15 protein-coding genes and 1 tRNA gene are annotated in these 21,064 nt (G+C 57.1%); 7 read left to right on the top strand and 9 right to left on the bottom strand.

The window, feature by feature from the left end; translation table 11 throughout:
• Positions 1-61 precede the first annotated feature (61 nt).
• Together SHIM_RS03925 and recA are read right to left on the bottom strand one after the other, a co-directional pair.
• Positions 62-592, bottom strand: coding sequence for a hypothetical protein (locus tag SHIM_RS03925; RefSeq protein WP_241488786.1), 531 nt, complete (start codon positions 590-592; stop codon positions 62-64).
• A gap of 17 nt (positions 593-609) precedes the next feature.
• Complete coding sequence (gene recA, locus SHIM_RS03920; RefSeq protein WP_054001302.1) at positions 610-1,677, bottom strand: recombinase RecA; 1,068 nt, start codon at positions 1,675-1,677, stop codon at positions 610-612.
• Positions 1,678-1,883: 206 nt separating this feature from the next.
• Here recA and SHIM_RS03915 point away from each other — a divergent pair, with 206 nt between their 5' ends.
• Complete coding sequence (locus tag SHIM_RS03915) at positions 1,884-2,483, top strand: sulfotransferase family 2 domain-containing protein (RefSeq protein ID WP_054001301.1); 600 nt, start codon at positions 1,884-1,886, stop codon at positions 2,481-2,483.
• On the opposite strand, the gene SHIM_RS03910 is transcribed toward SHIM_RS03915, so the two are convergent.
• The 3 genes from SHIM_RS03910 to guaB all read right to left on the bottom strand — a co-directional run bounded on the left by SHIM_RS03910 (position 2,476) and on the right by guaB (position 7,487).
• Positions 2,476-4,698, bottom strand: coding sequence for a hybrid sensor histidine kinase/response regulator (locus tag SHIM_RS03910; protein WP_241488785.1), 2,223 nt, complete (start codon positions 4,696-4,698; stop codon positions 2,476-2,478). The two genes, SHIM_RS03915 and SHIM_RS03910, sit on opposite strands and share 8 nt — an antisense overlap.
• A gap of 183 nt (positions 4,699-4,881) precedes the next feature.
• Complete coding sequence (locus SHIM_RS03905) at positions 4,882-6,039, bottom strand: RsmB/NOP family class I SAM-dependent RNA methyltransferase (protein WP_054001300.1); 1,158 nt, start codon at positions 6,037-6,039, stop codon at positions 4,882-4,884.
• Entirely contained in the window at positions 6,039-7,487 is a 1,449-nt protein-coding gene (gene guaB, locus SHIM_RS03900) for an IMP dehydrogenase (protein ID WP_054001299.1), read from the bottom strand. The genes SHIM_RS03905 and guaB overlap by 1 nt, the downstream gene beginning before the upstream one ends.
• A 248-nt stretch (positions 7,488-7,735) precedes the next feature.
• Between guaB and SHIM_RS03895 the strand changes: the two genes are divergently transcribed.
• The 4 genes from SHIM_RS03895 (at position 7,736) to SHIM_RS03880 (ending at position 11,988) form a co-directional block, all read left to right on the top strand.
• Positions 7,736-9,775 carry an ASKHA domain-containing protein gene (locus tag SHIM_RS03895; protein WP_054001298.1) on the top strand — a complete coding sequence of 680 codons (2,040 nt, stop codon included), beginning with the start codon at positions 7,736-7,738 and terminating at the stop codon, positions 9,773-9,775.
• Positions 9,776-9,849: 74 nt separating this feature from the next.
• On the top strand, positions 9,850-11,049 hold the full coding sequence (locus SHIM_RS03890) for a DUF2235 domain-containing protein (RefSeq protein WP_054001297.1): 1,200 nt from the start codon (positions 9,850-9,852) through the stop codon (positions 11,047-11,049).
• Between the two features lie 81 nt (positions 11,050-11,130).
• On the top strand, positions 11,131-11,847 hold the full coding sequence (locus tag SHIM_RS03885; RefSeq protein ID WP_054001296.1) for an enoyl-CoA hydratase/isomerase family protein: 717 nt from the start codon (positions 11,131-11,133) through the stop codon (positions 11,845-11,847).
• 67 nt (positions 11,848-11,914) lie between these two features.
• Positions 11,915-11,988: transfer RNA gene (locus SHIM_RS03880), tRNA-Gly, on the top strand.
• A gap of 56 nt (positions 11,989-12,044) precedes the next feature.
• On the opposite strand, the gene pgi is transcribed toward SHIM_RS03880, so the two are convergent.
• The 3 genes from pgi to zwf are packed head-to-tail and all read right to left on the bottom strand — an operon-like array spanning position 12,045 to position 15,776.
• Complete coding sequence (gene pgi, locus SHIM_RS03875; protein ID WP_054001295.1) at positions 12,045-13,637, bottom strand: glucose-6-phosphate isomerase; 1,593 nt, start codon at positions 13,635-13,637, stop codon at positions 12,045-12,047.
• Between the two features lie 4 nt (positions 13,638-13,641).
• Positions 13,642-14,316 (bottom strand): 6-phosphogluconolactonase, encoded by a 675-nt coding sequence (gene pgl / locus SHIM_RS03870; protein WP_054001294.1) that lies wholly within the window; start codon positions 14,314-14,316, stop codon positions 13,642-13,644.
• Positions 14,313-15,776: a glucose-6-phosphate dehydrogenase gene (zwf, locus tag SHIM_RS03865; protein WP_054001966.1), complete on the bottom strand. Its 1,464-nt coding sequence runs from the start codon at positions 15,774-15,776 to the stop codon at positions 14,313-14,315. Before zwf ends, pgl begins: the two co-directional genes overlap by 4 nt.
• A 214-nt stretch (positions 15,777-15,990) precedes the next feature.
• Between zwf and SHIM_RS03860 the strand changes: the two genes are divergently transcribed.
• Positions 15,991-16,944, top strand: coding sequence for a radical SAM protein (locus tag SHIM_RS03860; protein WP_054001293.1), 954 nt, complete (start codon positions 15,991-15,993; stop codon positions 16,942-16,944).
• On the opposite strand, the gene SHIM_RS03855 is transcribed toward SHIM_RS03860, so the two are convergent.
• A complete protein-coding gene (locus SHIM_RS03855; RefSeq protein WP_054001292.1) occupies positions 16,941-18,005 on the bottom strand; it encodes a DUF2855 family protein in 1,065 nt (354 codons plus the stop codon). The two genes, SHIM_RS03860 and SHIM_RS03855, sit on opposite strands and share 4 nt — an antisense overlap.
• Positions 18,006-18,229: 224 nt before the next feature.
• On the opposite strand from SHIM_RS03855, the gene gyrA reads away from it, so the two are divergent.
• Positions 18,230-20,974, top strand: a complete 2,745-nt coding sequence (gene gyrA, locus SHIM_RS03850) for a DNA gyrase subunit A (RefSeq protein ID WP_054001965.1) — start codon at positions 18,230-18,232, stop codon at positions 20,972-20,974.
• The last annotated feature ends 90 nt before the right edge of the window (positions 20,975-21,064 follow it).

Raw genomic sequence — 21,064 nt, 5'->3', positions numbered from 1 at the left:
AGAGGGTTTATAACCAGAGCGCTGGCCTGTCCACATGGCATTGGAAAAACCCGATATCTATCTAGCCATCAGCCTTACGCAAAACATCACCCGTCCGGATCACGCCATCTTGCACAACCGAACATAAAAAGCCGCGCAAACGATAGGCTCGATGTGCAGGATCACGCACCCAGTGATACACATCCGCGCCATAGCGGGCTTTCCATTTGACGCAGCCGTCGTTGAAAACCTCAGACACCCGCAAAACCGCAGAACCCACAGTCAACAATTGCCCTTCCGGAAGGTTTGCCTCGGACGGATCAATATCGGCAGAAAACGTGTCGCCAGGATGCAATGCCTCTCCGTCAGGCGACCAGACCAGATCCAGGATGCGTTTTGGAATGACACAGACCTGAATGCCGGGATGCGGCGCGCCGCCTTCAAGCCGCAACCACGGCTGCGTTGCCCAGCGTTCTCCGGGGATGCCTTGGGCTTTTGTCAGCGTGATCTCATCCACAAACCGCCGCGCATTGCGCTTTGGCCTCAGGCATAAATGCGAAATGGCCGCCCCGTCTTTGGGGGCGGCCAACACATGAGGCAAAGCCTCAGTCAATGTTTCTAGAGACGGGATCAATCTTCGACCAGATCTTCGTCGCCGGGAGGCATCTCAAAATCCAACCCGTGTGCTGCGCGGATCTTGTCTTCGATTTCATAGGCGATACGGGTGTTTTCCTTCAGGAAGGTCTTGGCGTTCTCACGCCCCTGCCCGATCCGTTCGTCCCCATACGAGAACCAGCTGCCGGATTTTTCGACCACGCCCGCTTTGACCCCTAGATCCAAAAGCTCGCCGGTCTTGGAAATGCCTTCGCCATACATGATGTCGAATTCGACCTGCTTGAACGGCGGGGCCACTTTGTTTTTCACAACTTTGACACGGGTCGCGTTGCCAACAATTTCATCCCGATCTTTGACCGCACCAATGCGGCGAATGTCCAGACGAACAGAGCTGTAAAACTTCAATGCGTTGCCACCGGTGGTGGTTTCGGGCGAGCCGAACATAACGCCGATTTTCATCCTGATCTGGTTGATGAAAATCACCATACAGTTGGACCGTGAAATTGTGCCGGTCAGCTTGCGCATCGCCTGACTCATCAGGCGGGCATGCACACCAACGCTGCTGTCACCCATGTCGCCTTCTAGCTCGGATTTTGGCGTCAGCGCCGCAACCGAGTCGATCACAACCATGTTCACAGCACCGGAGCGCACCAGCGTATCAACGATTTCAAGCGCCTGTTCACCGGTGTCGGGCTGCGAAATCAGCAGCTCGTCCAGGTTCACGCCCAGCTTTTTGGCGTATTGCGGATCCAGCGCGTGTTCCGCGTCAACAAACGCACAAACGCCGCCTTTTTTCTGCTCTTCCGCGATGCAATGCAGCGTCAGAGTGGTCTTGCCCGAGCTTTCCGGCCCGTAGATCTCGACAACCCGCCCCTTGGGCAAGCCACCGATTCCCAGTGCAATGTCCAAGCTCAGAGAGCCGGTGGAAGTCGATTCAATCTCCTGCGCGGGGTTGTCCGCGCCAAGTTTCATAATGGAGCCTTTGCCGAACTGACGTTCGATCTGCGCCAAAGCGCTGTCCAGCGCCTTTTGCTTGTCGTTGGATTTCTTGCTGCTCATTGTCAAAAGATCTGCCGTTGCCATGTGTCTGGCTCCTTATTCCATACCCGCGCCTAAGCGGCAATCACTGCCTGCGTTCACCTCTTGTTCTATTTCGTTATGAGATCAAAAGGAGAACAAATCAATCAAAATCTATAAACACAAATTTTCCGCACAACGGTTAAGGAGTAGTTTACAAAACCCGAACAAAATGAACGAAACACCACCCAACTTACTCCGAGGCGCAGTAGATGCTTGTTTTCTGGACCAAAAAGCTTGTGTTCCTGTCGGTTCCAAAAACCGGCACCACTTCCATCGAAGAGGTGCTCAGCCCGCACGCCGACATGGTAATCTCGCATCCGCCCGAGCTTAAGCACGCGCCGCTATACCGGTATAACCGCTTCTTTCGACCTATGTTTGAACGCGCCTGCAAGACGGATGACATGGAAACAATGGCAGTTATGCGCGAACCCGTAAGCTGGCTTGCCAGTTGGTATCGCTATCGGCGCCGTGATGATCTGCATGGGCTCCCAAACTCCACTGCGGATGTGACCTTTGAAGACTTCGTTCAGGAATACATGAAGGGCGAACAAAAAGCGTCATTTGCCAATGTCGGCAGTCAGGCCCGTTTTTTGGAACCCCGCAAAAACGGCCTCAAAGTCGACCACCTGTTTCGCTACGAAGATCAACCCAAGCTGTTGAATTTCCTGGAAACCCGACTGGACCTCAAGATCGACCTGCCGCGTCGCAACAGCTCACCGGACATGCCATTGTCTTTGTCGCCGGACACCCGCACCAAGTTGCTGCGCAAATGTGCCGATGAATTCGAGCTCTACGAAAGCCTTACTTAGTCAGCTTAACTTTGGACGAAACAGCCTCGGTCAAATCGCTCAAGCTAAAGGGTTTGGGCAAAAAGCTCGAATGCGTGATTCGCGCCTGATCGTCGCTGAAACTGTCCTCGGCATAGCCTGACACAAAGATCACCGGAACCTCGGGATAGCTGGCACGCGCTTGGCGCACCCACGTCGGGCCATCCACGCCGGGCATGATCACGTCAGTGACAAAAACGTCGACCTTGGGGTGGTCATTTTCCAGCAACTCGAGCGCTTCTTCGCCCGAACTTGCCTCAAGAACAGTAAATCCGCGCATTTTGAGCGCACGCGTCGCAAACGAGCGAACCGGCGCTTCATCCTCGACCAGCATCACAACGCCGTTGTGGCTGAGAGTTGGCTCCATCGCTGTGCGCTCGATCGTCTCAACAGGCGCAGGTTCGCCCTCACCCAGATACGCCGGAAACATCAACGAGAATCGCGTGCCCTCTCCGACGGTGCTGTCGATAAAGATATATCCGCCGGTTTGTTTGACGATGCCATACGCGGTGGACAACCCAAGTCCGGTGCCCTCTCCGGTGCGCTTGGTTGTGTAAAACGGCTCAAACACCTTTTGCAGCTTATCGGGTGGGATTCCCACGCCTTGGTCCGTGACGCTGATGGTCACGTATTTCCCAATCGGCACCACAACCCGGTCGCGCTCCATGGGTTCCGTCAAATCCAGCCCCTCGGTCACCACGCGGATTTCGCCGCCGTTTGGCATCGCATCTCGGGCGTTCACCACAAGGTTCATCAGCACCTGTTCCAACTGGCGTTTGTCCGCACGAATGGCGGGCAGTACAGGATCGTTGCTCAGGCTAAGGCTGACCTTTTCGCCAACCAAACGGTTGAGCAGATGTGTCAAATCCGCCAGTGAGTTGCGCAAATCCACGATCTCGGGCCGCAGGTTTTGCTTGCGCGAGAACGCCAAAAGTTGCCCCACCAGCGCCGCCGCACGATTGGCGTTCTGGTTGATCTGGATAAGGTCGGCAAAATCTGGATCCCCCTGGTCGTGACGCAACAACAAAAGATCGCAATGCCCTGATATCGCTGTCAAAAGGTTGTTAAAATCATGCGCAACACCGCCCGCAAGCTGCCCGATGGCTTGCATCTTCTGGCTTTGGACAAACTGCGCCTCAAGCGATTTCAGCTCGGTGGCGTCGCTAAGAACAGCAATCAAAGAACTGGTGTCGCCCTCAACCACACGGTTCAGGCTTACCTGAACAAAAGTCTCTTTCTCGTCGCTCTTCAGACGCAGGAATTCGGAATGATGGCCGCCACGACCAGACGCGGCCTCCGCCAACCAATCCGCAATAGATCGCCCAAGCCCTTCCAGAAGGTCGCTCAGCAATGTGTCATCGGTAAGTTGGTTGTCCAACAGCCCCCGCGCAGTGCGGTTGGCCATGATGACTTTGCCGTCCCGGTCAACCTTCAACAAAGCCACAGGCAATTCGTCAAACAGAACCGCCCCTTCCCGCACCACCGGTACTTCTGTGGGCAGCAGATAGATCTCGCGACGGCCAGCCGTGGCCGCAAATTCGGCCACAAGGCATTGCTGCTCTCCGTTGGCCGTCAACACCATCGTGGCCTCGCTCGGAGCGCCCGACCGGTCACCAAACACATCACCCAGCGTCTTTTTACGTTCGCCCAACAAGCTTCGCGCGGCGGCATTCATAAACAATATCGTTCCGGACCGCCCAACCGTCAGCATCGGCAGACGCGGTGTTGCACCATGCGAATGTTCCGCCGTTGGATGAAATGTCTCAAAAATCCAGTGAATCGTCCCGTCAGGCAACCGGGCAACCCGCACTGACAGTGATCCGTCGCGTTGCGGTACCGTTTCCTGCCCTTGGCCCGTTTCTGCCGCCATATCAAGCAGCCGGCTGACCAGGCCTTCACCGTCTACGGCCCGCCGTTTCGCAATGTCTGACACGGTTTTGTCGCGCAACTTAAGATGCGCTTGCGCCGAGATGTTGGCATACAGGATCACGCCTGTTTCATTTGTCAGAATCTGTTCAGTTTTTTCCTGATCACAAAGTGCTTTGACAATTGGCAAACCCGGAGATGCGCCACCAGATGGCTTCGCGCGCCCAAAACTCAACGCCAGCAAGGACACGACAATCACAGCCGCGGTGCCGATCAACGCGATCTGCACCATTGGCTGCGGCACAAAAGCGGAAGCTACCAGAAGCGCCAACGCCGCCAATCCTATTGGAAGAGCACGCCGACGGAATTGCGACTCCACTTGAGGCACGGCCCCGGGGGACCCATCCGAATTGGTCACTTGAACACCTAAAAAATCCTGCAGTTAACGCAAATATGATCCGGATTTTGTTAAACCCGCATTAACACTGCAATGGAATACCGCTTTTTCGTGATTTTAGGCTGACTCGCGCCGAAACTGCGCCACGAAAAACCCATCGCCGTCGCTGTTCATTGGATACCTGCGCGATGCGATGACCGTCCAGTCGCCATGTGTCTTTACAAATTGCGCCAGCTGATTTTCGTTCTCAGCCTGCAACAACGAACACGTCGCATAGACCAAAGTTCCGTTCTGCGCGACCAAACCGGCCGCTTTGGTCAATATCTCGGCCTGCAGGTCGGTCAACTCGGACAAATCCTCTTGCGTGAACCGCCATTTTGCATCTGGTGTGCGCCGCCAGGTGCCGCTGCCGGAACACGGCACATCGCAAAACACCAGATCGTAGGGAGCCTCAGAGCTGGCATCCTCAAGTGTTTGGACGGAAATCCCCGCGCGTTCGGCACGCGCCGGCAAATCTCGAAGTCGCACAGGGTTGGCGTCATGGGCAAAATACTGACCATCACACAGCGCCGCCATAGCAAGCGTTTTGCCACCGCCACCTGCGCAATAATCCATTATTTTCATATTGTTACGAAGCGAAAGCGATGCAACTGCAGCCTGGCTTGAGGCGTCTTGCAGTTCCACCAACCCATCGCGATACGCCGCACTTTGGGCAACGCGCCGAGGGCCTTGGACCACTTGCAGCGCGGTGTCTGCCAACGACAATGGCACCGTCTCGACGCCGTCCTCACGCAGCTGTGCCTGTGCTTCCGAAATCGAAGCTTTACGCAGATTGACCCTCAGGCTCACCGGAGCCCGCGCGCGGATTGCGTCCATTGTGGTGTCAAATTCGTCGGCAAGACTATCTCGCAAAGGGTCAACCAACCACGCAGGCACGTCCAATGGCCTTACGTCGTCCGTTTGTACATCCCGTTCCTCATCGCTCAGAACAGAGGCGGCATAGCCTTCGCCCGTAAACATCGACTCGGGGTCGACGCCGGATAAGCGCAGCACGCCAATCATGACGCCGCGCCCGTCGGCACTGCCACCTGCCTGCGCGGCGGACGCACGTTGGCGCAGCCCGTCAAACACATGATCACGCACCGCCGCCCGATCTTTGGAGCCTGCGAATCGATTGCGCCGCCCCCAACCTGTCAGACATTTCTCCGCCGGAACCCCCGCAAAGATTTCATCCAACAACTCAATCGCAGTCGCAATACGTGCAGCAGGTGTCATTAACCGATCCTATAATTTGGAGATTCGCGCGTGATTTGCACGTCATGCACATGGCTTTCCTTAAGCCCCGCGCCAGTGATTTTCACGAACTTACACGCCTTGCGCATGTCCGCGACCGTGGCGTTTCCGGTATACCCCATCGCCGCGCGCAAACCGCCCACCAACTGGTGAATAACGGTTCCTGCCGGACCTTTGTAAGGCACCTGCCCCTCGATGCCTTCCGGCACCAATTTGTCGCTCGCGGCGTCTTTCTGGAAGTAACGATCGGCTGATCCGCGCGCCATTGCCCCCAAAGAGCCCATGCCTCGATAGGATTTATACGAGCGGCCCTGATACAGGATCACCTCGCCCGGGCTTTCGTCAGTGCCGGCAATCATGCTGCCAACCATGGCACAGCTCGCGCCCGCCGCAATCGCTTTGGCAAAATCGCCCGAGAACTTGATGCCCCCGTCAGCAATCACCGGCACATCGCCTGCGGCCCTGGCGCAATCGTCAATCGCCGTCAGCTGCGGCACGCCAACTCCGGCCACCATGCGTGTTGTACAGATCGATCCCGGCCCGATGCCGACTTTAACCGCATCCGCGCCCGCATCAATCAACGCTTTGGTCGCCTCTGCTGTGGCCACATTGCCTGCAATTACCTGAACCGAATTGGACAGTGATTTCACGCGTCTCACCGCGTCAATTACGCCTTCTGAATGGCCATGTGCCGTATCGATCACCACGATATCGACCCCCGCATCGATCAACATTTCCGACCGCTCAAAGCCGCTGTCCCCAACCGAAGAGGCCGCCGCCACGCGTAGGCGCCCCAGCTCGTCTTTGCAGGCAGTGGGGTTCAAAACCGCTTGCTCGGTGTCTTTCAGTGTCAACAGCCCGGTCAGCTTGCCTTGACCATCATGCACCAGCAACTTTTCAATACGCCGCGCCCGCATCAGGCTTTTGGCTTCTTCCAGATCGGCAGGCTCTGCGAGCATCGCGAGATCGTTGGTGGTCATCATTGCGTGCACTGGTGTGTCATCGCTTTGCGCAAACCGCATGTCACGGTTGGTCACGATGCCCACAACGCGGCTCTGCGCGTCCACCACCGGAAAACCGGTAAACCGATAGCGCTCTATCAGCGCTTTGGCATCCGCCAGCGTCTGGTTCGGGGTCAACGTGACAGGGTTGTAAACAATCCCGCTCTCAAAGCGTTTTACCCGCCGCACTTCGCGCGACTGTGTTTCCGCATCAAGGTTCTTGTGGATCACCCCCATGCCGCCCGCCTGTGCCATGGCAATCGCCATGCGACTTTCGGTGACGGTGTCCATCGCCGAACTCAGCAGAGGTATATTGAGATCAATGGCTTTCGTGACTTTGGTGCGCGTATCTGCCGTTGATGGCAGAACCACCGACGCAGCCGGAACCAACAAAACATCATCGAAAGTAAGCGCCTCACGAATCTCCATCGCACATCTCCTTGGGGGAACCTCGTTTGGCACGTCCCTATCGCATGGCTTGCCCCTGTGGAAAACCCCAAAAACCCGACCGGGATGGCAAAACCCGCCAACGCGGCAGGTCTTTGCCAGTTTTGCGCGCCTTCCCCACAGCATTGGCAAAAAGCGACGCCTTCGAGCGTGACCATGCCGCTCCTTGCCTTTCGCCGCAGATATCGGCAGGTATTCTTCAGCCAAGCGAACAGAACTGAGGCCCAAAGATGAGCAGCGATCCTCTGGTGATTTTCACCCCGTCCGGCAAACGCGGACATTTCCCGATAGGCACCCCAATCCTGACTGCCGCACGGCAATTGGGCGTAGATCTCGACAGCGTCTGCGGCGGGCGCGGCATCTGCTCCAAATGCCAGATCACACCCTCCTACGGTGAGTTCCCCAAACATGGTGTAACAGTCGCCGAGGGTGCCCTGTCGGACTGGAACGCGGTTGAGCAACGCTATGACGACAAACGGGGGTTGCCCAAAGGCCGCCGCCTTGGTTGTCAGGCGGCGGTGCAAGGCGACATCGTGATCGACGTGCCGCCGGAATCGCAGGTGCACAAACAGGTGGTGCGCAAACGCGCCGAAGTGCGTGACATCACGCTGAACCCAACCGTCAAACTGACCTATGTCGAGGTCGAAGAGCCCGACATGCACAAACCCTCCGGCGACCTAGAGCGGCTGCTGACTGCGCTCAAGGCCGCCACCGGCCATGCACAAATTGACGTGGACACGCATCTGTTGCGCGCGCTGCAGTCCATTCTGCGCAAAGGCGCATGGACAGCGACGGCAGCCATCCATCAAGGCCGCGACGACGCAATCCCGCGTCTGATCGCGCTTTGGCCGGGCTTTTACGACCAACCGCTGTTTGGGCTTGCTGTGGACCTCGGCTCCACCACTATCGCAGGCCATCTCTGCAATCTGGAAACCGGCGAGGTTGTGGCCTCGTCTGGCCTGATGAACCCGCAGATCCGCTTTGGCGAAGACCTGATGAGCCGCGTCAGCTATGCCATGATGAACAAAGGCGGCGATCTGGAGATGACAGAAGCCGTGCGCGCCGGGTTGAACCAGCTTGTCACAGACATCGCCAGCGACGCCGAAATCGACAAAACCCAAATCTTAGACTCGGTCTTTGTCATGAACCCTGTCATGCACCATTTGTTCCTTGGCATCGATCCGTTTGAATTGGGCCAAGCGCCTTTCGCACTCGCTACGTCGGATGCGATGGACCTGAACGCCACTGATCTGGGTCTCGATATTGCGGCGGGCACCCGCGCCTACCTTCTGCCCTGCATCGCAGGGCACGTCGGGGCGGACGCCGCTGGTGTTGCCCTGTCGGAGGCACCAAACAAATCCGACGATCTCGCGCTCGTGGTTGACGTCGGCACCAACGCCGAAATTCTGCTGGGTGACAAAGATGGCGTGATGGCCTGCTCGTCCCCAACCGGCCCTGCCTTTGAAGGCGCGCAGATCAGTTCCGGCCAACGCGCCGCGCCCGGCGCCATTGAACGGGTTGAAATCGATCCCGTCACCAAGGAGCCGCGGTTCCGCGTGATCGGGTCCGAGCTGTGGTCTGACGAGGACGGCTTTGACGCAGCCATTGCCACCACCGGTGTAACTGGCATCTGTGGCTCGGGCATTATCGAAGTCATTGCCGAGATGCGCGTCGCGGGACTTGTGGACGCCTCTGGCCTGATCGGGTCAGCCGAGCAAACCGGCACAGATCGATGCTTTCTAGATGGGCGCACCAATTCCTACCGCCTGTGGAATGGCGACGAGGACCAGAAAGAAATCACGGTCACCAACGGCGACATCCGCGCCATTCAAATGGCCAAGGCCGCGCTTTATTCCGGTGCACGCCTGCTGATGGACAAACGCGGCGTTAATAAAGTCGACCGCGTGGTTCTCGCCGGTGCGTTTGGCGCGCATATTTCGGCGAAACACGCGATGGTTCTAGGGATGATCCCCGACTGCCCGCTTAACAAAGTCACCTCCGCTGGCAACGCCGCAGGCACAGGCGCGCGAATTGCGCTTTTGAACCGCGCGGCGCGAACCGAAATCGAAACACTTGTTCGCCAGATCGAAAAGATCGAAACCGCCGTCGAGCCCCGCTTTCAAGAGCATTTTGTGAACGCCTCCGCCCTGCCAAACTCGGCGGACCCTTTCCCGATCTTGCGCGATCTCGTGACGCTTCCGGATGTCAGCTTTAACACCGGCGGCGGCGATGGCGCCACTGGCGGGCGCAGACGCCGCCGTCGCGGCTGACAAAACACTGAAGGTTTGCACGTATAGGGCGATCCGATTAGGATCGCCTTAATCATTTTCAGAAAGCCCATTTTATGTCTCGCAAACTTATCATCTGCTTTGACGGCACCGGCAACGAGGTTGAGAAAAACGAGAGCAACATTTTGCGGCTCTACAAATGCCTGAAACACGACGACAATCAGCTGGTCTATTACGAGCCAGGCGTTGGCACTTTGTCGACCCGCCCGTTTGCCACAACGCCGTTTTCCAAAGCCCGTCTTGTTCTGGGACTTGCCGCTGGTCTTGGCCTGCACAAGAACGTCATGCACGCCTACGAGTTCCTCTGCGAAAACTACCGCGAAGGCGACAGGCTTTATTTCTTTGGCTATTCGCGAGGGGCATATACCGCGCGTGTGCTGGCGGGTTTCATCAACGATTTCGGCCTCGTTGCACCGCATGAAATGCACCTGATCGGCCCGGTGTTCAAAACCTGGCGCAAGATCCCCAAAGACGCCCCGCGCGAGGCATATGCGCCGCTTCGAATTTCCGAGCAGTTTTTCCACATTCGCCGTCCCTCGATCCGCTTCCTTGGGTTGTGGGACACGGTCAGCTCGATGGTCCGCATCCGTCTGAAATGGGGCACTTTCCTCGAATTCGGCTCCAACTCCAGTGTCGATGAAAACCCCTCGGTCAAGGCCGTGCGCCACGCGCTCTCCATTGATGAAACCCGCCGGTTCTTCCGCCATCAGTTCTGGACTGAAGGTCAGGATTATCACGGCACCCGTTTCAAATCCAAAACCAACCCGCCCAAACAGGACGTGACCCAAGTCTGGTTCCCCGGAACCCACACAGATGTCGCAGGCTCGATTCCTGAAAGTGAGGCCGGACTGTCCAAACTCACTCTGGTCTGGATGCGCAACGAAATCGACGGCCTTGGCGTGGACAAGCTGGAGTTCCGAGAGCCGTTTTATGCCCGCTACGTGCTGGGCAAAAAGGACAAGGTCACCGAACGCATGGGATTGGAAATTTCCGAACCCAACGCGCTTGCACCACTCCACAGCCAGATGAAGTTGCGCAAGTTCTGGCCCGTACTGGAAATCATTCCGCGAATGACCAAACGCAGCCGTTGGCCCGATCAAAAAGGCTGGTTTGGCTACTACCTGCCCTTGGCGCAGGAACGCTACATCCCCCCCGGCAGCTTGATTGACCCGTCTGCCTATGAACGCCGCAAAGGCGTGCCTGACTATGCGCCCAAAAACCTGCATCCTTTCCCCGAAGACGACGCGCCGTCATAACCGTCTTCCCCTCAGGTCACGATTGTCCGGCCTGTCGCCTGCCGCTAGTCTGCCTGAAATCCATTAGGTTTCGGAGCCCCCATGTCGATCACCCAATACGAAGTCATTGGCAAAACCGCCGTACTGACGCTGTGCAATGGCGAAAACCGCCAAAACCCTGCCTTTGCGGCGGCCATGCTCGAAGCGCTGAAAATGGTCGAGGAGGACAGGTCCCTTCGTGCCCTTGTCATCACCTCGACCGATGAGAAAAACTGGTCGCAGGGCATCGACCTTAACTGGATGATGGGCGCGCAGCAGTCCGGCAAAGGCGCGGACATCCAAGCCTTCCTGCACGACATGAACACCGTGTTTGGCAAATTGCTGACCCTGCCCGTTCCGGTCATCGCCGCGATCACCGGCCACGCCTTTGGCAACGGCGCCATGCTTGCCAGCTGCTGTGACTTCCGCTTCATGCGCGCGGATCGCGGTTATTTCTGTTACCCCGAGGTGGACGTGAACATCCCCTTCCTGCCCTCCATGGTGAAATACATCCGCAAAGCTGTGCCCGAACACCGCTTTAACGAAATGGCCCTCACCGGACGCCGCCTGACCGCCGAAGAAGCCGCGGCAGACAACATTCTAATGGCAGCGCTGCCCGACGCAAACGCGACCTTCAAGGCCGCCATGGACTACGCAGCATCCTTCAACAAAGGGCGCGGGATTTTTGGCATGCAAAAACAGCGGATGCACGGCCACATTCTGGAAACCATGAAAACCGAAGATACGCCGCTGATCAACGCGAGTGCGCTCACGGCCTAAGCGTCAAAACCAACAGCGCGGCCATTGACGCGGCCGCGCGAACTCTCTAGCTAGCAAGCCCACGGACGCGGGTATGGTGAAAAGGTATCACGGCAGCTTCCCAAGCTTTAGTTACGGGTTCAATTCCCGTTACCCGCTCCAAAAATCACATCAAGTTGACATCATAACGCATCGCTCTTCATAGATTATATGAAAAGCTACCTGTCGCGGTGGTGCCGTATCTTTTCTAACAAGCGTACCGTTGACGCACTTGTGCCTTCCGGCACATCCTGGCCTTCAACCGCTGGCACCAACCCGCCTGCGAGTTCTTTGCCCAATTCGACGCCCCATTGGTCAAACGAATTGATGCCATAGATCACGCCTTCGACAAAAACCCGATGCTCATACAACGCCACGATCTGACCCAACACATAGGGCGTCAAACGCGGATAGAGTAACGTGGTCGACGGACGATTGCCTGAGAAAACCCGATGTTTCGCCAGTTGATCGAGCTTTGCTCCGTCAACGCCCTGTTCAACCAACTGCGCCCGCGCTTCGTCCTCGGTGCGCCCGCGCAACAGCGCTTCCGACTGCGCCAGACAGTTTGCAACCAAAGCCCGATGATGCGCCATCAACTCCGGCTCATGTCCTTCGGCACCAATCAAGAATTCGCACGGCACAACCTGCTGCCCTTGGTGAATCAATTGATAAAACGCATGCTGGCCGTTGGTTCCGGGTTCCCCCCAAACAATCGGTCCCGCCACGCGGTCCAGCGGACTGCCGTCCAGCGCAACTGACTTGCCGTTTGATTCCATTTCCAACTGCTGCAGATACGCGGGCAGACGCGCCAAGCGTTGCTCATAAGGAAGCACCGCACGCGTCGGATGGCCACACACCTGTTGGTTCCAAATACCCGTCAGCGCCAGCATCACCGGCATGTTTTTCTCAAACTCCGCGTTCTGGAAATGCTGATCCATGGAGTATGCGCCGCGCAGAAAGCTCTCAAACGCCCCCGGTCCAATCGCCAACATGATCGCGAACCCGATCGGGCCCCACATCGAATAGCGGCCACCAACCCAGTCCTCAAACCCAAACACCCGCTCGGCAGGGATGCCAAATTCGGCACATTTTTCAACCGCAGTGGAAATTGCGACAAACCGGCCCAATGCCGCCTCACCGCCTGCCCATGCCAAAGCGGACTTGGCGTTCAACAATGTTTCCTGGGTGGTAAAGGTCTTGGACGCGACGATAAACATCGTGCTTGCCGGATCCAGCCCCGCCAACGTGTCCGTCAGATCGCCGCCATCCACGTTTGAAATGAAATGACATTTCGGTCCATCGTGATACGGTGCCAGAGCCAGCACAGCCATCAAAGGGCCAAGGTCAGAGCCGCCGATGCCAATATTCACCACATCGGTGATGCGCCCAAAACTGCCGTCACGCACGGACCCCGCCAGCGCACTCATTCGCGCGCGTGTGGCGTTCACCTCAGGCAACACGTTTGCCTCATCAACCATGACGGCGTCCGCGTCCAGAGCCCGCAGCGCGGTATGCAAAACCGCCCGCCCTTCGGTTTCGTTTATGGCCGCACCGCCAAACATCGACGCCCGTTTCTCGGCAACTCCCGCGGCCTTGGCAAGCGCAACAAGAGCAGCGCGTCCGTTCGAATCCATTGATGTCTTGGAGTAGTCAAACAACAGTCCGTCGGTCTCAACCGAGAACCCTTCCGCTCGTGCTGTATCGGCCCCAAACAAATCTGCAATTGCACGCGTTTTCGCGTCCTCCGACATGGCGTCCAATTCTGTCCACATGGCGTTATCCTTTGCTCCAATGCACGTCTGCACCGCTCAGCACAGCTTTGATCGGGGCCTTCTCAACCGACAAATCACCCGCCGCCTTGAGCGCGGCTTTCTTGTCATCGCCTTTGATGACCAGATGCTTGCGCATCGCGCTGTTTAGCACCCGTGCTGACAACGACACCCGCACGTCGGGCAAATCCGGCTTGCGCACCGGCACCAAAATTGGCGCGTCGTTCGCCAATGCCGCCACAAGACCGTCGCTGTCGGGAAACAACGACGCCGTGTGCATATCCGCGCCCATACCGAGCAAGGCCACATCGACCGGCATCGCGGCAAACAACGCCGCTTCCACGTCGCTCAACACATCTTCAGGCTGCTTGGACGGCGCATAAAACGGCAAGAACCGCGCCCCGACCGCGCGGTTGGTAATAAGCCGCGCCTTGACCAATGCGGTGTTGGACCGTTCATGGTCTTCTGGCACCCAACGCTCATCGGTCAGCATCACATTGACCCGCTCCCACGGCAAATCCACCGCGCTCAGCGCATCAAAAATAGGTCCGGGCGTTGTGCCGCCTGGCACAGCCAAGGTCACGCGGTCTTTGGTGTGCAGGGCCTCGGCCAGATCGTCCGCCAGTACGTTGGCGACGTCCATCATCATCATGTCTACGTCGGGATATGGGATGAAATTCACTTGCTCAGTCCTTTCCATTCGCGCCCGTCCCGGCGCATCATCAGCGTGGCGTCGTCAGGCCCTGCGCTATAGGCATCATAAGGTTTGGGCACATCGCCGCGCGCTTCCCAGCCACGGATAATCGGATCGGTCCACGCCCAGGCGGCCTCGACCTCATCATTGCGCATGAACAACGTCTGATTGCCGCGGATCACATCCATAATCAGCCGCTCATAGGCATCTGGCGTGTCCGCGTTGGGCCCCAGCGCCTCAGCGAAACTCATGTCCAGCGGCACATCCACCAACCGCATACCACCCGGCCCCGGTTCTTTGATGGTTACACCCAGCGTTATGCCTTCGTTTGGCTGCAACTGAATGGTCAGCTCATTGCGATGCCGCCCGGCCTCGGGGCCAAAAATCGAATGCGGCGTGTCTTTGAACACAACCGTAATTTCGCTGTCGCGATGGCTCAACCGCTTGCCAGTGCGCAGATAAAACGGTGTTCCCGCCCATCGCCAGTTGTTGAGATGGCATTTTAAGGCCACGAAACTCTCGGTCTTGGATCTTTCATTGCCCACGTCTTCGCGATAGCTCAACGCACCGTCCGAGGCTGTGTATTGCCCACGCACGATATGATGTGGTTGAACCACATCAAGCGCACGGATCACCTTGAGTTTCTCATCGCGCACCGCATCAGGATCAAAATGCGCCGGTGGCTCCATTGCAATCAAACACAGCAATTGCATCAGGTGGTTCTGCACCATGTCCCGCATGGTTCCGGCGCGATCGTAAAACTCGCCACGCCCCTCGACACCCACGGTTTCTGCGACGGTGATCTGGATATGGTCGATGTATTGCGCATTCCACAGCGGTTCAAACAGCATATTGCCAAACCGCACCGCCATCAGGTTCTGAACCGTCTCTTTGCCGAGATAATGATCGATGCGATAGATTTGGCTTTCGTCAAAATACCGCGCCAACTGCGCATTAAGCGCCCGCGCGCTGTCCAAATCCCGACCGAAGGGTTTTTCCACCACCACCCGGCTGGCTTCATTGGTCAAACCAAAGCGTTGCAGTTTCTGTGCAATTTCAGAAAACAGGCCCGGACCAACCGAGAAGTAGAACGCCCGCACCGCATCGGGTGCAGCCCCTGCCTCCATCAAATCCGTCAAATCTTGCCAGCCGTTGTCGCCGCGCGCATCAATCGCCACGTAATCCACCGTGGCACAGAACTTCGCAACCGCGTCTTCGTCCAGGGCAATCTCGCCCGCGAACTCGCGCAAAGCGTCGCGGACAAACGCGCGATATCCATCTGTGTCAAACGCCCGCCGTGCAGCGCCAATCAACCGGCTTTCGGACGCCATCTGGCCAGAACAAAATCTTTTGAACAAAGCAGGCAGGATTTTGCGCCGTGCAAGATCGCCTGTTCCGCCGATCACCACCAGATCAAATGAGTCCACTGGAATTGTGCGCGAGACCATGTCGTTTGTCTTCCCTGTCATCGCCAGGCCATTCCAGCCCAAGCAACGTTCATTTTGAAATTCGTTAGCGCTAACGAAGCCGTTAACTTGGATGTAGCACCCCGATAGTATCATCGCAAGCGCGCATCACAACTGTGTCACCCATCCGCAAAGGTCTTTACCAGTTGGCCACTTAACGGCTACCTCCGTTGCACCAAAAAGAAGTGACAGGCACATGAAAGACCACGCGACCCCGCTCCCGCTCTCAGCTAAATTTGTGGACCCCCATCTGACGGCCAAAGGCGACACGCGCGCAACCGTATCACTCACGGACCCGCAGACCCTTTGGTTCAACACCGGCACGCTGTGCAATATCGAGTGCGAGAATTGTTATATCCTGTCCTCACCCAGCAATGACGCGCTTGTCTATCTCACGACGGACGAAGTCTCGAGCTACCTCGATCAACTGGAGGATCGAAACTGGGGTGTGCGTGAGATCGGGTTTACGGGCGGTGAGCCCTTCATGAACCCTGAAATGGTCGACATGACCCGCCGCGCGCTGGAGCGAGGCTATGAGGTTCTGATCCTCACCAATGCCATGCAGCCGATGATGCGAAAACGCGTCAAGGAGGGTCTTCAATCTCTAAAGGACACCTACCGCGACAAGCTAACCTTCCGTATTTCCGTGGACCATTACGGCGCTGATTTACACGACAAAGAACGCGGATCCGGAAGCTTTGAGCGCACCCTTCAAGGCATGCGGTGGCTGCGCGACGAAGGCTTTAGAATGGCGGTTGCTGGCCGCACTGTCTGGGGCGAAAGCGACGCAGATTCGCGAACTGGCTACGCGCAACTTTTCGCGGATGAACGCTTTGATATCGATGCGCAAAGTCCTGCAAACACAATGCTTTTTCCGGAAATGGACGAAACTGTGGATGTGCCGGAAATCACCACGGATTGCTGGTCGATCCTGAACAAATCCCCAACCGAGGTCATGTGTTCAAATTCCCGCATGGTGGTGCGCCACAAGGGCGCTGATGCCCCTTCGGTCATCGCCTGCACGCTGCTTCCGTATGACCCGCAATTCGACATGGGTGCCACCTTGGCGGAGGCCGAGCGCGACGTTGCGCTCAACCATCCGCATTGTGCCAAGTTTTGCGTGCTTGGCGGGGCCAGCTGTTCGGCTTAGAGGCTGACAACGTGACCGTCGCGCGCGCTTGCCTGCCCGGTCGCCAATGCGCCGTATACATCGGCGACGGCCTCAAGTCCTGCGTGCTCTTTAAGGTCCAGCCACGCGCTGGCATCCGCTGCGAGCCGCTTCCAACCCGCTGTGATTTGCCGCTCAATCTCGCCGGGACCCCATTCCGCGCGACGTTTCTCAATCTGGCTTGGGGCAAAGAAGAACTGCGGCTTCACGCCAGCAAGCTCCTGTTTGCGCTGGAATTGATCCCAATGGCTGGTGCCCACCGCGCTGGAATGGCGCAATTCTTCAGCCAAATGCGCGTGTAGCTTTTGTTTGACGACTGCATTGCCGGACATGTCCACATAGACCGATGGCACTTTGTCCAGCGTTTCAATCGCATCATAGGTCACAACTTTGTCCGCGCCGGATTGCGCCGCCACATAGGCAGCATTGCCCGACGATGTCAGCCCGATAATCTTGACAGGCTGCCCCTCAAGTTCTGCCAAAAACTTGCAAAGCCCAAGTCCGGTTTTGGATGAAGCACTGCCCACAATCACTTGCTTTGCTTCAAAAAAACTGTTGTCCCGCAACCAATCACTCAACAGGTATGACGTCGCCAACAGCGGCTGCAAAAGCGACTGATACCCCTCGAGGTCTGCGGTTTTTTCCGTGCTGCGGGTATAGCGGTTGTAGACCACCGGCAGTTTTGCGCGATGCTCGCTGGCGTCCAGCACGGTCTTGCCACCCATATCCTGCGGCGTGATTACCAACTCGTCCGCCATTGGCCAAAACCCATAAAGCCGCTCACCAACCTCCAGGACCTCGGAACTGCTTTCAGTCACTTCGGCAAACCCCCAGACCGGCACAATGCCCTGACCTTCGATGCCGGTTGGAAAGAAATGCCAGTAGCCAATCATGAAACCCGACGCAGCATAGGTCACATTGTTCGCCGTCAGCGCAAATCGCCGGATTTTCATCCGCGCTTGCCCCTTGGACAACGCCACAGATGCGACCTCTTGGACTTGAGTCTTTGTAATATCGGCCTGATCTACCAAAATGCGTTGCACAGCGCGCCTCCCTAACGGTCCCTTGCTTCGTATCTAACCTAGCGCGAAGCCACACGCCGCCCAAGCCGCCGCCCCGGTTTTCAACGCCACGTCACCAGCTCGCGCAACCGCGGATTACCGCCCTGACTTGCCTTTCCTCACCTCAGCCATTGCACCCTATATCCTGCCTCTGATATACGTTTTGTAACAAGATATTGACCGCCACAAAGAAGCGAGACCGGGACTTGAGCGACACGCCAGAAACCCCTGAAAACGAAGAAGAATCCACTCACCAGAGGATGATCCACGACGGGCCGACTGTCACCATCGAAGAAGAGATGAGTGCGTCCTATCTCGATTACGCCATGAGCGTGATCGTCAGTCGCGCTATTCCAGACCTTCGTGACGGCCTCAAACCGGTGCACCGACGCATTCTTTACGCGATGCACGAGACCGGAAACAGCCACGACAAAGCCTACCGTAAATCGGCGCGCGCAGTTGGCGAAGTCATGGGTAAATACCACCCCCACGGCGACAGCGCGATCTATGACGCGCTTGTCCGGATGGCACAGGATTTCTCCATGTCACTGCCGCTTCTTGATGGTCAGGGCAACTTCGGCTCGATGGATGGTGATAACCCGGCGGCGATGCGTTACACCGAAGTCCGCATGGACAAACCAGCGGCGTCCCTGCTGTCTGACATCGACAAGGAAACCGTCGATTTTCAAGACAACTATGATGGCAAGGACCAAGAACCAACGGTTTTGCCGGCCCGTTTCCCCAACATGCTGGTCAACGGCGCAGGCGGCATCGCGGTTGGCATGGCCACCAACATTCCGCCGCACAATCTCGGCGAAGTTGTCGATGCCACGCTGGCCTTGATCGAAGATCCCGATCTGACAAGCGAGCAGCTGATTGAATACGTTCCCGGCCCCGATTTCCCGACCGGTGGCATCCTGCTTGGTCGAACCGGTGCTCGCAAAGCCTATCTTGAGGGACGCGGCAGCGTCATCATTAGGTCCAAGACCCGCGTCGAAGAGATCCGCAAAGACCGGTGGGCCATCGTCATCGACGAGATCCCCTATCAGGTCAACAAAGCCTCGATGATCGAAAAGATCGCAGAAACCGCGCGTGAAAAACGCATCGAAGGTATCGCCCACGTTCAAGATGAATCTGACCGCAACGGCGTGCGAGTAGTGATCGAACTCAAACGTGACGCCACTGCCGAGGTCGTTCTGAACCAACTTTTCCGGTTCACGCCGATGCAAACCTACTTCGGCTGCAACATGCTGGCGTTGAACGGTGGCCGCCCAGAACAACTTACCCTTCGCAAGTTCCTGACATCCTTCATTTATTTCCGCGAGGAAGTCGTTGCGCGCCGGACCGCGTTCATGCTCCGCAAGGCCCGCGATCGCAGCCACATTCTCTGTGGCTTGGCGGTCGCAGTCACCAACGTCGACGAAGTGGTTGCAACCATTCGCAGCTCTGCCGACGCGGCCGAAGCGCGCGAAAAACTGATGACCCGTCGCTGGCCTGCCGAAAGCATCGCCGCCTACATCCAACTGATCGATGATCCGACGCATACGATGAACGACGATGGCACCTACAACCTGTCCGAAACACAGGCCCGTGCGATCCTGGAACTGCGCCTGCAGCGCCTGACTCAAATTGGCGTCAAAGAAGTCACCGACGAACTCGAAGAACTGGCAGCTAAGATCAAGGAATACCTTGAAATTCTTGGCTCCCGCGAGCGTATCATGGGCATCATCAGTGATGAGCTGCACGAGGTGCGTGAAAACTTCGCTGTGGATCGCCGTACGCAAATCGTCGACTGGTCCGGCGACATGGACGACGAAGATCTGATCGAACGCGAAGACATGGTCGTGACTGTGACTTCCGGCGGTTACATCAAACGCACACCACTTGCCGATTTCCGCGCTCAGAAACGGGGTGGCAAAGGTATCTCGGGCATGCAAACCAAAGAAGAAGACGTGGTCACCACGCTCTTTGTTGCCAACACCCACACGCAGCTTCTGTTCTTTACGACCGATGGCATGGCATACAAGCTCAAGACATGGCGCCTGCCTCAAGGTGGTCGCACCGCCAAAGGCAAGGCCATCGTTAACATTTTGCCGATCCCGACGGGTGTCTCGATTGCGGCAATCATGCCGGTAGACCGCCCCGAAGAAGAATGGGCCGACCTGCAAATTGTCTTCGCGACTTCTGCGGGAACTGTACGCCGTAACCGCCTGTCCGACTTCACAAATGTGAAATCCAACGGCAAAATCGCAATGAAGTTTGAGGACGACAACGCCGACACAAAACTGATCAACGCGCGCATCTGTACGGAAGAAGATGATGTTATGCTGGTGACCAACTCGGGCCGCGCGATCCGCTTCCCGACAACCGAGGTTCGGGTCTTCAACTCCCGCGCTTCTGTCGGGGTTCGCGGCATCAAGTTAAGCGGCAAGGACGAGGTGGTCTCAATGTCGATCATCCGCCATTTCCGCGCCGAAAGCAAAGAGCGTGCCGCCTATCTCAAAATGCGCCGCGCTGTGGCCGGCTTGACGGATGAAGAAACCGACGACGAAGACATCCCCGCGGGCGAACTCAGCCAAGAACGCTATGCTGAGATGTCTGCGGCTGAAAACCTGATCCTGACAATCACCTCCGGTGGTGCGGGCAAGATCAGCTCGAGCCATGACTATCCTGTTCGGGGTCGTGGCGGCATGGGTGTGGCTGCGATGGACAAGGCCATGCGTGGCGGTGAACTCGTCGCCTCCTTCCCGGTTGAGATGGGCGACCAGATCATGCTGGCAACCTCCAAAGGCCAATCCATCCGCGTGCCTGTGGACGGCATTTCCTTCCGCTCCCGCTCAGCAGGTGGTGTGAAGGTCTTCAACACCGGCAAAAACGAAGAAGTCGTCTCTGTCGCTTGGATCGCAGAGCAAAATGACGACGAAGAGGACACAGATGTCAGCGAAAGCTGATCCTCCTCCATCAAAGACCCGCTTAAACGGCGCCTCAATCGGGCGCCGTTTTTTCTTGGCTTGTCATCCCGATAGCCACATCGCATGTTT

This window comes from Shimia sp. SK013 (genome assembly GCF_001292625.1).
Lineage (GTDB): Bacteria > Pseudomonadota > Alphaproteobacteria > Rhodobacterales > Rhodobacteraceae > Shimia.
The sequence above is the reverse complement of the archived record's forward strand: the minus strand, read 5'-3'. Positions and strand labels throughout refer to the sequence as shown.